14 protein-coding genes are annotated in these 13,334 nt (G+C 65.2%); 9 read left to right on the forward strand and 5 right to left on the reverse strand.

Features of this window, described 5'->3' with window-relative positions; genetic code table 11:
* Nucleotides 1-48: 48 nt before the first annotated feature.
* On the forward strand, nucleotides 49-204 hold the full coding sequence (gene nrdD, locus EA798_RS03655) for an anaerobic ribonucleoside-triphosphate reductase (RefSeq protein WP_003279708.1): 156 nt from the start codon (nucleotides 49-51) through the stop codon (nucleotides 202-204).
* Entirely contained in the window at nucleotides 201-896 is a 696-nt protein-coding gene (locus tag EA798_RS03660) for an anaerobic ribonucleoside-triphosphate reductase activating protein (protein ID WP_122098082.1), read from the forward strand. Before nrdD ends, EA798_RS03660 begins: the two co-directional genes overlap by 4 nt.
* 176 nt (nucleotides 897-1,072) lie before the next feature.
* Here the strand turns inward: EA798_RS03660 and EA798_RS03665 are convergent, their stop codons facing one another.
* From EA798_RS03665 to EA798_RS03680, 4 genes are read right to left on the reverse strand one after another with little or no spacing between them, the layout of a single operon-like run.
* A complete protein-coding gene (locus EA798_RS03665; protein WP_122098177.1) occupies nucleotides 1,073-2,446 on the reverse strand; it encodes a 4Fe-4S binding protein in 1,374 nt (457 codons plus the stop codon).
* Nucleotides 2,443-3,300 (reverse strand): FTR1 family iron permease, encoded by an 858-nt coding sequence (locus EA798_RS03670; RefSeq protein WP_122098083.1) that lies wholly within the window; start codon nucleotides 3,298-3,300, stop codon nucleotides 2,443-2,445. Before EA798_RS03670 ends, EA798_RS03665 begins: the two co-directional genes overlap by 4 nt.
* A 22-nt stretch (nucleotides 3,301-3,322) precedes the next feature.
* Nucleotides 3,323-3,661: a cupredoxin domain-containing protein gene (locus EA798_RS03675; protein ID WP_003279714.1), complete on the reverse strand. Its 339-nt coding sequence runs from the start codon at nucleotides 3,659-3,661 to the stop codon at nucleotides 3,323-3,325.
* Entirely contained in the window at nucleotides 3,661-4,194 is a 534-nt protein-coding gene (locus tag EA798_RS03680) for an iron transporter (RefSeq protein ID WP_003279715.1), read from the reverse strand. Before EA798_RS03680 ends, EA798_RS03675 begins: the two co-directional genes overlap by 1 nt.
* Nucleotides 4,195-4,467: 273 nt before the next feature.
* On the opposite strand from EA798_RS03680, the gene mdtD reads away from it, so the two are divergent.
* From mdtD to EA798_RS03700, 4 genes are all read left to right on the forward strand, one after another.
* Nucleotides 4,468-5,895 (forward strand): multidrug transporter subunit MdtD, encoded by a 1,428-nt coding sequence (gene mdtD / locus EA798_RS03685; RefSeq protein WP_003279717.1) that lies wholly within the window; start codon nucleotides 4,468-4,470, stop codon nucleotides 5,893-5,895.
* Nucleotides 5,896-6,127: 232 nt separating this feature from the next.
* The gene (locus EA798_RS03690) at nucleotides 6,128-6,388 is read left to right on the forward strand and encodes a hypothetical protein (RefSeq protein ID WP_122098084.1); all 261 of its coding nucleotides are present in this window, start codon (nucleotides 6,128-6,130) and stop codon (nucleotides 6,386-6,388) included.
* Nucleotides 6,389-6,488: 100 nt separating this feature from the next.
* Entirely contained in the window at nucleotides 6,489-8,315 is a 1,827-nt protein-coding gene (gene edd / locus EA798_RS03695) for a phosphogluconate dehydratase (protein WP_122098085.1), read from the forward strand.
* Nucleotides 8,312-9,271: a glucokinase gene (locus tag EA798_RS03700; RefSeq protein ID WP_003279722.1), complete on the forward strand. Its 960-nt coding sequence runs from the start codon at nucleotides 8,312-8,314 to the stop codon at nucleotides 9,269-9,271. The genes edd and EA798_RS03700 overlap by 4 nt, the downstream gene beginning before the upstream one ends.
* 73 nt (nucleotides 9,272-9,344) lie before the next feature.
* Here EA798_RS03700 and EA798_RS03705 read toward each other — a convergent pair whose 3' ends face one another.
* A complete protein-coding gene (locus EA798_RS03705; RefSeq protein ID WP_014820929.1) occupies nucleotides 9,345-10,214 on the reverse strand; it encodes a MurR/RpiR family transcriptional regulator in 870 nt (289 codons plus the stop codon).
* Between the two features lie 171 nt (nucleotides 10,215-10,385).
* Here EA798_RS03705 and zwf point away from each other — a divergent pair, with 171 nt between their 5' ends.
* The 3 genes from zwf to EA798_RS03720 are packed head-to-tail and all read left to right on the forward strand — an operon-like array spanning nucleotide 10,386 to nucleotide 13,311.
* A complete protein-coding gene (gene zwf / locus EA798_RS03710) occupies nucleotides 10,386-11,855 on the forward strand; it encodes a glucose-6-phosphate dehydrogenase (protein ID WP_041014497.1) in 1,470 nt (489 codons plus the stop codon).
* Complete coding sequence (pgl, locus tag EA798_RS03715; RefSeq protein ID WP_122098086.1) at nucleotides 11,842-12,555, forward strand: 6-phosphogluconolactonase; 714 nt, start codon at nucleotides 11,842-11,844, stop codon at nucleotides 12,553-12,555. The genes zwf and pgl overlap by 14 nt, the downstream gene beginning before the upstream one ends.
* 18 nt (nucleotides 12,556-12,573) lie before the next feature.
* Nucleotides 12,574-13,311 carry a bifunctional 4-hydroxy-2-oxoglutarate aldolase/2-dehydro-3-deoxy-phosphogluconate aldolase gene (locus EA798_RS03720; RefSeq protein ID WP_122098087.1) on the forward strand — a complete coding sequence of 246 codons (738 nt, stop codon included), beginning with the start codon at nucleotides 12,574-12,576 and terminating at the stop codon, nucleotides 13,309-13,311.
* The last annotated feature ends 23 nt before the right edge of the window (nucleotides 13,312-13,334 follow it).

Genomic DNA, 13,334 nt, shown 5'->3' on the forward strand with positions numbered 1-13,334 from the left:
AAGAGGTGCGGCGCCGCATACTTCACCCTCAGCAAAAGGAGCGTCACCATGAACCCAGCCAGCCAACTGCCCCAGGACCAGCGCCAGCGTTGCGAAGTCTGGACCCGCGTGATGGGCTATCACCGCCCGGTTACCGCGTTCAATCCGGGCAAGCAGTCCGAGCATCGCGAGCGCCTGCATTTCACTGAAGCGGCGGCGCGGTGACCGCAGCACTTCGCGTCGGGGGGCTGGTCCCCCTGACCACGCTGGACTTTCCGGACCATCTGGCCTGCGTGCTGTTCTGTCAGGGCTGCGGCTGGCGCTGTCGCTACTGCCACAACCCGCAGCTGATTCCCGCCTGCGGCAACGAGGAAAAACCCTGGTCGGAGATTCTCGCCTTTCTCGAACAGCGCGTCGGCCTGCTCGAGGCGGTGGTGTTCAGCGGTGGCGAGCCGACCCTGCAGACCGCGCTGCCCGAGGCGATCGCCCAGGTGCGGGCGCTGGGCTACAAGGTCGGCCTGCACAGCGCCGGCATCAAGCCGAAGCTGTTCGCCAACATCCTGCCGCTGGTGGATTGGGTCGGTTTCGATATCAAGGCGCTACCCGAGCACAGCACCGCGATCACCGGCGTGGATGGCAGCGGCAAGGCCAACTGGAAGAGTCTCGAACAACTGCTGGAAAGCGGCGTCGAGCACGAATGCCGGACCACCGTGCACTGGCAGCTGTTTGACGCCGATACCCTTTGGGAGATGGCCCAGCGCCTGCGCCGGCTGGGTGTCGAACGCTTCGCCGTGCAATGCGTACGCACCGCGCGGATGCTCGACGACAACCTCGCCGAAAGCCGTGCACCCTACGACCAGCAGCGCTTGTGGGAGCGCATGGATCGTCTGTTTCCTTCATTCGTGTTGCGTGGCTAGCGAAGGTGGCGAGCACCTTTCCACGCGCTGCCTACGCGCTAGGCCTGGCTCTGTAGGGTGGGCTTTAGCCCACCGTGCAGGGCGTTGAAGGGATTCTGGTTGGCTGAACCCACCCTGCGCCTGCCGGTGCTGCAGCCCCATCTTGAACGTGCTCTAGCCCACCATGTACAGGCAACTCACCAGCCCCAGAACTGCAACCACCAGCCGTAGCCCACCAGCGCGCAACCCACGTTGACGCAGGCAAACGCCAGCAGCCGGCGCAGGCCGTTGCCGCCGTGACGGCTGATCACGTTCCACGCCAGGTACAGACTCCACGCCACGGCGCCGATCAGCAGCGCGGCGCGAGCCGGTTGCGCCCAGGCCAGCAGGAAGCCCTCGTAGCGCAGCAGCTTCACCGTGGTGGCGGAAAGGCCGAGAAATAGACCGGCGCCACCCAGCGGCACCAGCGCCAATGCCAGGTGCTGGAATACGTTGTTGCCACGGCGCATCACCCGCACGGCGGCGCGTAGCAGCAACCACAGCGCGCCGCCGACAAGCAACGAGGCACCGAAGATGTAGGTGAGGATCACTGCGCCATCGAGCCAGGTGAAGGCATCGTTGGCCTGCGGATAGTGGGTCAGCAGCCACCAGGGCGCGTTGGCTTCCAGCGGCCAGAAGATGTCGCGATCCACCAGCCATTCCGCCGCAGCCTGCTTGAGGGTGATGAACCAGGGACTGACTGTCCACTGAAAGGCGCCCATGGCCAGGCCGATCATGCCGAACAGCAGCAGGGTGCTGTCCCAGTGATCGATTTGTTGCTGACCGCCGACGATGAGGATTTCCGAGTTCGGCGAACGGGCGCTCAGCTGCACTGCGCCGCGCTGGCTGCTGCAGCGACCGCAAGCGTGGCAATCGGCGTTGCCCTGCATGCGACGGATGTCGATCAGCGGGGCGCAGTTGGGTGTCGGCAGATGGGGTTCGCGATTCTCCAGCCAGCGCTGCTCATCGACCTTGTAGTGCACCGGCGCCAGCCGGGCGAGTAGGGCGAACACGCCGCTGACCGGGCACAGATGGCGGCACCAGACGCGCTTGCCGCGGCCGTAGAGAAAGCCCACCAGCATCGCCGCGACGGTGGAGCCGCCGAGGATCAGCAGTGCCGCCTGGGCATAGTCATAGACGCTGATCAGCTGGCCGTAGACGGTGGTGAGGATAAAGGCGATGGTCGGCCAGCCGCTCCAGCGGATCCAGCGCGGCGTACGTTTGTTCAGTCCGCGCCAGCTGATCCATTCGCTGAGCGAGCCTTCCGGGCAGAGCACGCCGCACCACAGGCGGCCGAAGAAGATCATCGACAGCAGCACGAACGGCCACCACAGGCCCCAGAAGATGAACTGCGCCAGTACCGTCAGGTTGTCGAGCATGCCGGCCTGGGCTGGCGGCAGATCGAGAGCGGCGGGGATCACCAGCAGCGTCAGGTAGAAGGCCACTACCAGCCACTGCAGCGTGCGAATGGCCTTCGCATGCTGGCGCAGCAGGTCACCGAGTCGCGCCAGCCACGGCGCCTGGGTGATCATGCCGGCCTCGCAGCGAGCTGCACCTGTGTCCGGGGTCTGAGCCAGGCCCATGCGGCAAGCCAATACAGTCCCAGAATCACCACGGCTGCCAGCGAAGGCATCGCGCGATAGCCGGTGAGGCCGGCGATGGTGCCGCCCAGGGTGCCGCCGTCATCCAGCAGGGCTGAGGTATCCCAGAGCGGATCGCCAAACACGGTGTAAAGCACTTCCGGTACGTCCATGCCCATCAGCTGGCCGCTGAAGCGGTCCAGCGCGGCCATCAGCAACGCGCCACCGAGCAGCAGCAACATCACCTCGCTGACCTGGAAGAAACGCCGCCAGCTGAAATAGCGGCTGCCGGCCTGCAGCGCGGCATAGCTGAGCAGGGCGAGCACGAAACCGAGCACGCCGCCGATGACGAAGCGGGTGAGGTCCAACCCTTGTTGCTGGTTACCGATGCCGTAGAGGAACACCACCGTCTCGCTGCCTTCGCGACCGACGGCGAGCATGGCTAGCAGCAACAGGCCGAAGCCGCTGCCCTGGCTGAGCTTTTCCGCGGCGCTGTTCTGCAGGCTGGTCTTCAGTGTGCGACCGTGCTGGTGCATCCAGCCGACCATGTGCAGGATCAGCATACTGGCTACCAGCAGCATCGCGCACTGGAACCATTCGCCACCGCTACCGGCCAGCCAGTCGCCGGCCTGCAGTACACCCCAGCCCAGCGCAGCAGCCAGGCCGAGGCCGGCAGCGACACCGGCCCAGAGCATGCGCAGCGCATTGCCGGCGCCCGGTTGCTGACGCAGCCAGGCATGCAGGATGCCGATGACCAGCAGGGCCTCGACGCTTTCGCGCCAGACGATGAACATGGATTGGCCCATGGGACTCTCCTCAGAAAAGCAACTACTTGGCGATGATCTCGCCTTCGGGAAGATCCATATGGAATTCGTCGAAGAACGGATAGCGGCCCGGCTTCAGCGGGTGGATCACGACGAAGGAGGTCACCCCGGGTGACAGCACCTTCTCGACGCGCAATGGCGTGCTCTCGAACTCGGTCGGCCCACTGCCGGCGTTGTGCACGATGATCTTGAAGCGCTGGCGGGCCGGAACTTCGATGGTTGCCGGCTCGAAGTGGCCGTCACGGATGGTCAGCTCGTACGTCGGCAGCGCTGCCTGAGCCGGGCCTGCGAGCCCGACCAGCAGCGGCAGTACGCCGAGCAGCAATTGCCCGGCGCGACGCATCAATAACCCCCTTTCTTGCCGATACCGGCGTAGGTGAACTCGTACGTCAGCTCGCAGCCTTCGAACCAGGGGGCGACGCCGGTTTCCTTGTCGGTGTGGCGCCCGAACATGTTGTGGCCCGAGCCTGGCGGCAGGATCTTGTAGGTCAGCTGGTACTTGCCCGGACCGAGCAACTTGACGTTGTCACCGTAGTGCGGGCCGTCGTTAGCCACCATCGGATGGAAATCGCCTTCGACGACTTCGTCGGAGCCCTTCTTGCGCAGCGTGTAGTGGATGCTCAGATAAGGTACGAAGCTGCCTTCCTGCCAGCCATTGCGGTTGTCTTCGGTGGCGCTGATGTCGGCCTCCAGGTGCACGTCGGATTCGGCGGCGGCGCGCATCATGCCCGGTGGGTCCATTTCGACCGGCTGCAGATACACCGCACCGACCTCCATGCCGCCGCAATGCTGCGGTTCGCCAATGGGGTATTCCTTCGCTTGGGCGAGTGGGGTGAGTAGCAGCGTGGTGATGGCCAGGGTGGCAGGGATGCGCATTGAAGCCTCCGGAAAAGCAGAAAAAGGACGGAGAGAAGATTGCACTTGCGCTTCCGAATGATAATGATTCGCGTCAATTTCCCAAGAAATATTTTGTTACCCGGGGATGTATGCAAGCCTGTATGGCGCTACAGGCTGCTGTTCGCGCGGGCTAGCGATGGGCTGCGACCGGTCGTCACAGCCGCTATTGATGCGGGGGCGTGAGCGATGTCTGCGCGAACCGGCGGCGAGCGAATCCTCTAACATGGTGCAACTTTTGTAGTTGGGGCCTTCATGCAACCGCCTGTATCACTCGACGCTCGTACCGCGCGGATTCTGCCGTGGCTGGTGGCCATCGCCTTCTTCATGCAGACGCTGGACGGCACCATTCTCAACACTGCGCTGCCGGCCATGGCGCGTGATCTGGCGGAGAACCCGTTGCGCATGCAGGGCGTGGTCATCGCTTACATGCTCACCGTGGCGTTGCTGATTCCGGCGTCCGGCTGGATTGCCGACCGTTTCGGTAGCCGGCGCATCTTCGTCACCGCGATCGTGCTGTTTTCCGTGGGCTCGCTGTTCTGTGCGCTGTCCACCAGCTTCAACCAGTTGGTGGCATCCCGTGTGCTGCAGGGGCTGGGCGGTGCATTGATGCTGCCGGTGGGGCGTCTGGTGGTGCTGCGGGCCTTTCCGCGCAGCGACTTCGTACGCATCATGGCCTTTATCGCGTTGCCGGGGCTGGTCGGGCCGTTGCTCGGTCCGACGCTGGGGGGCTGGCTGGTGGAGTACGCCTCCTGGCACTGGATTTTCCTGATCAACCTGCCGGTGGGGGTAATCGGCTGCATCGCTGCGCTGCGCTTCATGCCGGACCTCAAGGGACCGGAGCGGGTGCGCTTCGATACGCTCGGCTTCCTGCTGTTCGGTGCGGCGATGGTGCTGGTCACTGTCGCCCTGGAGGGGCTCGGCCAGATGCATATGTCGCACGCTCGCGTGATGCTGCTTCTGTTCGGCGGCGCAGCGTGCATGGCCGCCTACTGGCTGCGCGCCGGGCGCATCGATGCGCCGCTGTTCAGTCCCAAGCTGTTCCACACGCGCAGCTTTGCGGTGGGCATCTTCGGCAACCTGTTCGCCCGCCTGGGTGGTGGTGCGCTGCCGTTCCTGCTGCCATTGCTGCTGCAGGTGGCGCTGGGCTATTCGCCAGCCCAAGCGGGGATGAGCATGATTCCGCTGGCCTTGGGGGCTATGGCGGTCAAATCCCTGGCCAAGCCGATCATCGATCGTCTCGGTTATCGCCGTCTGCTGATCGGCAACACGCTGCTGCTCGGCTCGCTGATCGCCAGCCTGGCGACTATCGATGGGCAAACGCCGACCTGGCTGCTGCTGGTGCACCTGGGGCTGATCGGCATGGTCAACTCGATGCAGTTCACCGCGATGAACACCGTTACCCTGGTCGGCCTCAGCCATGCCGACGCGAGCAGTGGCAACAGCCTGCTGTCGGTGGTGGTGCAGCTATCGATGAGTCTCGGCGTCGCCACTGCCGGCGCGCTCCTGGGTGGGTTCACCGTGAATGATGCGCAGGGCAGCGAAGTGTTGCGGGCGTTTCAGCTGACGTTTCTCTGCGTCGGCGGCATGGCGATGCTCGCCGCTGCGTTGTTCCTGCAGCTTGAGCAGCGCGATCCTGGCGAGCCCGACGACGCTCGTCGGACGGTGGAGGTCGGCGATTAAATCCGGTGTTGACCTGTAAGGAAAGGCGACAGGTGGTTGCATCGCGCTGCGTCATGCTGGCACATCGCCTAACGGCCTACGTGTTACGTGACTATTCTTCGCGACCGGATGGCAGCAATGACCTGCTGCAATTGTTTACCTGTGCAAGTAAACATTATCGACCTGTAATCATAAGCTACATATCGTTGGGCCTCTGGAAGCGGCACTGCGCCGCAATCAAAGGAGCGAAACGATGAGTGCAATGAGCCTCGCCTGGCTGCTGATCGGCACCTCGCTGTGCAGCGTGATGGTGCTACTGGTAGTGCTCTGGTTGCTATGGATGGGCCGGCAAAGCCAATGCCGAGAACTGGAGGTGCTGCGCGAGCTGCTGGATGGCCTTGGTCAGGTAATCGTGCGCCTGGAGCAGGACAAGGCTGAGCTGACTTGCGGACTGCGGGCGGAAAAGGCCTGCGTCGCCCAGCTACGCCGTCAGCTGGAATTGCTGCGCCAGTGAATAATGTTTGTTGTTTAAACAAACATATCTCTTCGAAAAGCCGTGTTTCGCCGTTATGATTCGCTCCTATTGTTTATAAAAACTACAAGTAGGAGGTTTCATGCATCCCGTCGTGGTCCAAGTCACCCAGCGCCTGATCGAGCGCAGCCGGCCGACACGCGAAGCCTATCTCGCCATGATTCGTGGCGCTGCCAGCGCCGGGCCGGCACGCAACGGGGCGCAGTGCGCGAACTTTGCCCACGGTGTTGCCGGTTGCGGCGCCCAGGACAAGCAGCGCTTGCGCCTGCCGGATGCGGCCAATATCGCCATCGTCACCGCCTACAACGACATGCTCTCGGCGCATCAGCCCTACGAGGATTACCCCGAGCGCCTGCGCCAGGCGCTGCGCGAGATCGGCTCGGTGGGGCAGGTGGCCGGCGGCGTACCGGCGATGTGTGACGGTGTCACCCAGGGCGAGCCGGGCATGGAGCTGGCCATTGCCAGCCGCGAGGTGATCGCCATGAGCACCGCGGTGGCGCTGTCGCACAACCTGTTCGATGGGGCGCTGCTGCTCGGCATCTGCGACAAGATCGTTCCCGGTTTGCTGATCGGCGCGCTGCGCTTCGGTCATCTGCCCGCCGTGTTCGTGCCGGCCGGCCCGATGCCATCCGGCCTGGCCAACAAGGACAAGGCGGCGGTGCGCCAGCGCTACGCCGAAGGCAAGGCCGGGCGCGACGAGCTGCTGGCGGCGGAAATGCAGGCCTATCACAGTCCTGGCACCTGCACCTTCTACGGCACCGCCAACACCAATCAGATGCTGATGGAAGTGATGGGCCTGCACCTGCCGGGTTCCTCCTTCGTCAATCCAGGCACGCCACTGCGCGATGCGCTGACCGCCGAGGCCGCGCGCCAGGTCACCCGGTTGACGCCACAGGGCGGCGGCTTCACGCCGCTCGGTGAGCTGGTCGACGAGCGCGTGCTGGTCAACGCCATCGTCGCGCTGCATGCCACCGGCGGTTCGACCAACCACACCCTGCACATGCCGGCCATCGCCCAGGCGGCGGGCATCCAGCTGACCTGGCAGGACATGGCCGACCTTTCCGCCGTGGTGCCGACGCTGGCCCGCGTCTATCCCAATGGCTCGGCGGACATCAACCACTTCCATGCCGCTGGCGGTGTCGCGCTGCTGGTACGCGAGCTGCTCGACGCGGGCCTGCTGCACGAGGATGTGCATACCGTCATGGGCCGTGGCCTCAGTCGCTATACCCAGGAGCCCTTCCTCGAAGGCGGTGGATTGACCTGGCGTGAAGGCGCTGCGGCGAGCCTGGACGAAAGCCTCCTGCGGCCGATTGCGCGGCCGTTCTCGGCCGAAGGCGGGCTGCGGGTGATGAGCGGCAATCTCGGGCGTGGCGTGATGAAGGTGTCCGCCGTGGCGCCCGAGCACCGCGTCGTGGAGGCGCCGGCGCGGGTCTTTGCCGATCAGCTGGAGCTGGTCGCGGCGTTCAAGGCGGGCGAGCTGGAGCGCGATGTTGTTGCTGTAGTGCGCTTCCAGGGGCCGCGTGCCAACGGCATGCCTGAGTTGCACAAGCTGACGCCCTATCTCGGTCTGTTGCAGGACCGCGGTTTCAAGGTCGCACTGGTCACTGACGGGCGCATGTCCGGTGCGTCGGGCAAGGTGCCGGCGGCGATTCATGTCTGTCCCGAGGCAATCGATGGCGGCCCGTTGGCGCGCGTGCGTGACGGCGATCTGCTGCGTGTGGACGGGCAGAGGGGTGTGCTCGAGGTGCTGGTCGATGCCGCCGAGCTGGCCGACCGATCGCCGGCTGCTGTGCCGGCTGCGAGCGTGCAGGGCTGTGGGCGCGAGCTGTTCGGCTTCATGCGCTCGGCGTTCAGTTCCGCCGAGCAGGGCGCCAGCGTGTTCACGGCCGGGCTGGAGGCGCTGCGATGACACTGGCGCTGGTCGGAGATATCGGCGGGACCAATGCGCGCTTCGCATTATGGCGCGACTCGCGGCTGGAGTCCGTGCGGGTGCTGGCGACGGCGGATTTCGTCACGCCCGAAACGGCGGTTGAGTATTACCTGGCATCCCTGGGCCTGGCGCCGGGCAGCGTCGAGGCGGCCTGTCTGGCCTGCGCCGGGCCGGTCAAGGGCGAGCAGTTCACCTTTACCAACAATCACTGGCGGTTGACGCGCCGCGACTTCTGCGGCGCTCTGCAGTTGAACGAGCTGCTGCTTATCAATGACTTCGCTGCAATGGCGCTGGGCATGACGCGGGTAGGCGAAGCGGGGCGGCGCATGATCTGTGCTGGCGAGGCCGAGCTGGATGCGCCGGCGCTGGTCATCGGGCCGGGCACCGGGCTTGGCGTCGCCGCGTTGATGCCCTTGGGCGGTGGCAACTGGCGTGCGTTGCCGGGAGAGGGCGGGCACGTCGACCTGCCCGTGGCGGATGCGCACGAGGCGGCGCTGTGGCAGATGCTCTTCGCGCAGCTTGGTCATGTGCGTGCCGAAGACGTGCTCAGTGGCGGTGGCCTGTTAATGCTCTATCGTGCGGTCTGCACCCTGGCCGGTTTGACGCCGCGACTGGCATCGCCGGCTGAAGTCACGGCGGCCGCGCTCGCGGGCGATCATGTGGCGGTGGCGACCCTGGAGCAGTTCTGCGTGTGGCTCGGCCGGGTTGCCGGCAATAACGTGCTCACGCTCGGTGCGCGCGGTGGGGTGTATATCGTCGGCGGCGTAGTGCCGCGTTTCGCCGATTTCTTCGCGGCCAGTGGTTTTGCCCGCGGCTTTACCAGCAAGGGCTGCATGAGCGGCTATCTCGGCGATGTGCCGGTGTGGCTGGTTACCGCTGACTATCCGGGGCTGGAGGGCGCCGGTGTGGCGCTGGAGCAGGCGCTGGCACGCTGATCTGGCGCTTTCGGGTGTGTGATGGTGGGATGTTGTTAAAGCAACATCTCCGCCTTGTGCCGGCGCGGTTGCTTCAGCTCGGCTCTTCATCCGCCGGATAACGGCTCGCGTTGAGGCTTTCCTTTACCTTGCGCAGGTGCGGCTGGAAATCCACGCCGCGGCGCAGGGTCATGCCGGTGGCGAGCACGTCGAGCACCGTGAGCTGGATGATGCGCGAGGTCATCGGCATGTAGATGTCGGTGTCCTCGGGCAGCGGAATGTTCAGGCTCAGCGTGCTGGCCTGTGCCAGCGGTGAGCCGGCGGCGGTCAGGCCGAGTACCGAGGCGCCGTTCTGGCGGGCGATGCGCGCCACCTCCACCAGCTCGCGGGTACGCCCGGTGTAGGAAATGATCACGAACAGCTCGCCGGTGTGCGCCACCGAGGCCAGCATGCGCTGCATCAGCACGTCCGAATGGGCGGTCACTGCCAGGTTGAAGCGGAAGAACTTGTGTTGCGCGTCCAGTGCCACGGAGGCCGAGGCGCCGAGGCCGAAGAAGTGAATCTGCCGGGCCTGGATCATCAGGTCGACGGCGCGGCTGACCAGCTGCGGGTCGAGGCTCTGGCAGGCGCTGTCCAGTGAGGCGATGGCCGAGCCGAAGATCTTGCGGGTGTATTCCGCTGGGCCGTCGTCGGGTTCCACCGCCTGGCTGACGTAGGCGGCGCCGCTGGCCAGGCTCTGCGCCAGCTGCATCTTCAGTTCCGGATAACCGCTGACGCCGAACGAGCGACAGAAGCGATTCACTGTCGGCTCGCTGACCTGCGCGGTCTGCGCCAGGGTGGCGATGCTGAAGCGGGTGGCCTGCTGCGGGTTGCGCAGGATCACCTCGGCGACCTTGCGCTCGGCCTTGTTGAGGTCTTCGATGCGGCGCTGGATCTGCTCGAGCAGGTTGTGTACGCGGTCCATGTCGGTCCTGATGCGGCTTGCCAAAGGGGTGGCCTATCCTACTGGGGGCGCTGCGGAGCGGCCACAGGTATCTAAATTTGCGGTAAATGTTGTTTTTATTACTACATTGAACTTGAATAACAGGGCATCGCCGTGTATTCATAGTGCAGTTTTAGTAGAAGAACAAACATCATGACGCCATTATCTGTCGAACCCTGCACCCTGGCGCTGTTCGGCGCCCTCGGTGATCTGGCCCTGCGCAAGCTGTTTCCCGCGCTCTATCAGCTTGATCGCGCCGGCCTGCTGCCAACCGAAACGCGCCTGCTCGCGCTGGCTCGTGAGAGCGGCGAGGCGGCGAGCCATCTGGCGATGATCGAAGAACATCTGCGTCGCCACGTCGGCGAGCGCGACCTCGACGAAGCCGTGCTGCAGCGCTTCATGGCGCGCCTGGACTACCTGAGCATGGATTTCCGCCGCGCCGAGGATTTCGTCGCGCTAGCGGACAAGGCCGGCAACGCGGAAAGCATCGTCGCCTTCTTCGCCACCCCGGCATCTGTCTACGGTGCGATCTGCGCCGGGCTGGCCGAGGCCGGGCTGGCCGAGCGCACCCGCGTGGTGCTGGAAAAGCCCATCGGCCATGACCTGGAATCTTCCCGCGAAGTGAACGACGCGGTGGCGCGCTTCTTCCCGGAAGACCGCACCTACCGCATCGATCATTACCTGGGCAAGGACACGGTGCAGAACCTGATCGCCCTGCGCTTCGCCAACAGCCTGTTCGAAACCCAGTGGAACCAGAACCACATCTCCCACGTGGAGATCACCGTCGCCGAAACCGTCGGCATCGAGGGCCGCTGGGGCTACTTCGACCAGGCCGGCCAGCTGCGCGACATGATCCAGAATCACCTGCTGCAGTTGCTCTGCCTGATCGCCATGGACCCGCCCAGCGACCTCTCGGCCGACAGCATCCGCGACGAGAAGGTCAAGGTGCTCAAGGCGCTGGCGCCCATCGCGCCGGAGCATCTTGGCCAGCAGCTGGTGCGCGGCCAGTACGTCGCCGGCAGCATCCTTGGCCGCCACGTGCCGGGCTATCTGGAGGAAGAAAACTCCAACACCCAGAGCGACACCGAAACCTTCGTCGCGCTGCGGGCGGAAATCTGCAATTGGCGCTGGGCCGGCGTGCCGTTCTACCTGCGTACCGGTAAGCGCATGCCGCAGAAGCTGTCGCAGATCGTTATCCACTTCAAGGCGCCGCCGCACTACATCTTCGCCCCGGAACAGCGCCAGCTGATCGGCAACAAGCTGATCATCCGCCTGCAGCCGCAGGAGGGCATCTCGCTGCTGGTTATGACCAAGGACCAGGGCCTGGACAAGGGCATGCAGCTGCGCAGCGGCCCGCTGCAGCTGAACTTCTCGGAAACCTACAAGAGCCCGCGTATCCCCGATGCCTACGAGCGCCTGTTGTTGGAAGTGATGAAGGGCAACCAGAACCTCTTCGTGCGCAAGGACGAAATCGAATACGCCTGGAAGTGGTGCGACCAGCTGATCGACGGCTGGCAGCGCGTCGGCGCCCCACCCAAACCTTATGCAGCAGGCAGCTGGGGACCGGCTGCCTCGATTGCCCTGATCAGCCGTGATGGCAGGAGTTGGTATGACGATCTCTAATCTCGATCTGCCCGTGCAGACCCTGGGTTTCAGCCTTGGTGACGCCGAGCAGCTGGCCGGCGAACTGGCACTGACCGTTAGCAACGCCCTGCGTGGTGCGATCACCGAGCGCGGTGCGGCGACCCTGGTGGTTTCCGGCGGCCGCAGCCCGATCGCCTTCTTCGAGCGCCTGGCGCAGCAGGAACTGGATTGGGCCAAGGTCACCGTCAGCCTCGCCGACGAGCGCTGGGTGCCGGTCAGCCATCCCGACAGCAACGAAGGCCTGCTGCGTCGCCATCTGTTGCAGGGGCCGGCCGCCGCGGCACGCCTGGTTGGCCTGTACCAGAGCGCGGCGATTCTGGAAGAGGCCGCCGAACGCGCCGACGCCGTATTGGCCGAGCTGCCGCCGATCGACGTGCTGGTGCTGGGCATGGGCGAGGACGGCCACACAGCCTCGCTGTTCCCGGAGAGCCCGAATCTGCAGCAGGCGCTCGACCCGCGTGGTACGCGGCGCTGCCTGCCGATGCAGGCGCCAACTGTGCCGCGCCAGCGCCTGAGTATGAGCCTGTCGCTGCTGGCCAGCGCCCGCCTGACGCTGCTCGCTCTGCACGGCCCGGGCAAGCTAGCCACGCTCAATCAGGCCCTGGCTGGCGAGCCCTACGAAGCGATGCCGATTCGCGCCTTCCTCGCCCGTCCCCTCGAAATCTACTGGTGCCCCTGAGGCCGCAAGGAATCTTCCATGACATCTATCCAAACCAGCGCCGACGCCATGAACGACAAGATCGCCCTGATCGACAAGTGGTGCAGCGCTGCGCGCATCCTGCCGGTGATCACCATCGAGCGTGAGGCGGACATTCTGCCGCTGGCCGATGCTCTGGCCGCCGGTGGCCTGCGCGTGCTCGAAATCACCCTGCGTTCGGCGCTGGGCCTGGGCGCCATTCGCCTGCTGCGCGAGCAGCGTCCGGAGCTGATCGTCGGCGCCGGCACCGTGCTCGACGCCAACATGCTCGAGCAGGCCGAGGCCGCTGGTGCACAGTTCATCGTCTCGCCCGGCAGCACGCCGGCGTTGCTTGAAGCCGCCTTGCAGGGCCCGCTACCGCTGCTGCCAGGCGTCGCCAGTGCTTCGGAAATTATGCTCGGCTACGCGATGGGCTATCGCCGCTTCAAGCTGTTCCCCGCCGAGATCTGTGGCGGCGTGGCAGCGCTCAAGGCGCTCGGCGGGCCGTTCGGTGACATCCGCTTCTGCCCGACCGGCGGCGTCAATGCGCGCAATGCGCGGGATTACCTCAGCCTGGCCAATGTGATGTGCGTTGGCGGCACCTGGATGGTCGACGCCAAGGCCGTGCGTGCCGGCGATTGGGCCGCCATCGAAAGCGCCACGCGCCAGGCCCTGCAGGCGCTGGACAGCGCGCCGGCGGCCGAGCTGCCGCGCGACTTCGACCTGCGCGCCGAGCGTGCCGAACAGCGGGAGCTGTAATCGTCCCATCCCCCGCGGCGGGC

Origin of the sequence: Pseudomonas songnenensis (assembly GCF_003696315.1) — a bacterium.
In the GTDB taxonomy this organism is placed as follows: Bacteria; Pseudomonadota; Gammaproteobacteria; order Pseudomonadales; family Pseudomonadaceae; genus Stutzerimonas; species Stutzerimonas songnenensis.

Excerpts from the sequence above, each read along its gene's own strand:
- nrdD (WP_003279708.1), top strand. The coding sequence starts at position 49 with ATGAACCCAGCCAGCCAACTGCCCCAGGACCAGCGCCAGCGTTGCGAA.
- EA798_RS03665 (WP_122098177.1), bottom strand. The coding sequence starts at position 2,446 with ATGATCACCCAGGCGCCGTGGCTGGCGCGACTCGGTGACCTGCTGCGC.
- EA798_RS03670 (WP_122098083.1), bottom strand. The coding sequence starts at position 3,300 with ATGGGCCAATCCATGTTCATCGTCTGGCGCGAAAGCGTCGAGGCCCTG.
- EA798_RS03675 (WP_003279714.1), bottom strand. The coding sequence starts at position 3,661 with ATGCGTCGCGCCGGGCAATTGCTGCTCGGCGTACTGCCGCTGCTGGTC.
- EA798_RS03680 (WP_003279715.1), bottom strand. The coding sequence starts at position 4,194 with ATGCGCATCCCTGCCACCCTGGCCATCACCACGCTGCTACTCACCCCA.
- mdtD (WP_003279717.1), top strand. The coding sequence starts at position 4,468 with ATGCAACCGCCTGTATCACTCGACGCTCGTACCGCGCGGATTCTGCCG.
- EA798_RS03690 (WP_122098084.1), top strand. The coding sequence starts at position 6,128 with ATGAGTGCAATGAGCCTCGCCTGGCTGCTGATCGGCACCTCGCTGTGC.
- edd (WP_122098085.1), top strand. The coding sequence starts at position 6,489 with ATGCATCCCGTCGTGGTCCAAGTCACCCAGCGCCTGATCGAGCGCAGC.
- EA798_RS03700 (WP_003279722.1), top strand. The coding sequence starts at position 8,312 with ATGACACTGGCGCTGGTCGGAGATATCGGCGGGACCAATGCGCGCTTC.
- EA798_RS03705 (WP_014820929.1), bottom strand. The coding sequence starts at position 10,214 with ATGGACCGCGTACACAACCTGCTCGAGCAGATCCAGCGCCGCATCGAA.
- zwf (WP_041014497.1), top strand. The coding sequence starts at position 10,386 with ATGACGCCATTATCTGTCGAACCCTGCACCCTGGCGCTGTTCGGCGCC.
- pgl (WP_122098086.1), top strand. The coding sequence starts at position 11,842 with ATGACGATCTCTAATCTCGATCTGCCCGTGCAGACCCTGGGTTTCAGC.
- EA798_RS03720 (WP_122098087.1), top strand. The coding sequence starts at position 12,574 with ATGACATCTATCCAAACCAGCGCCGACGCCATGAACGACAAGATCGCC.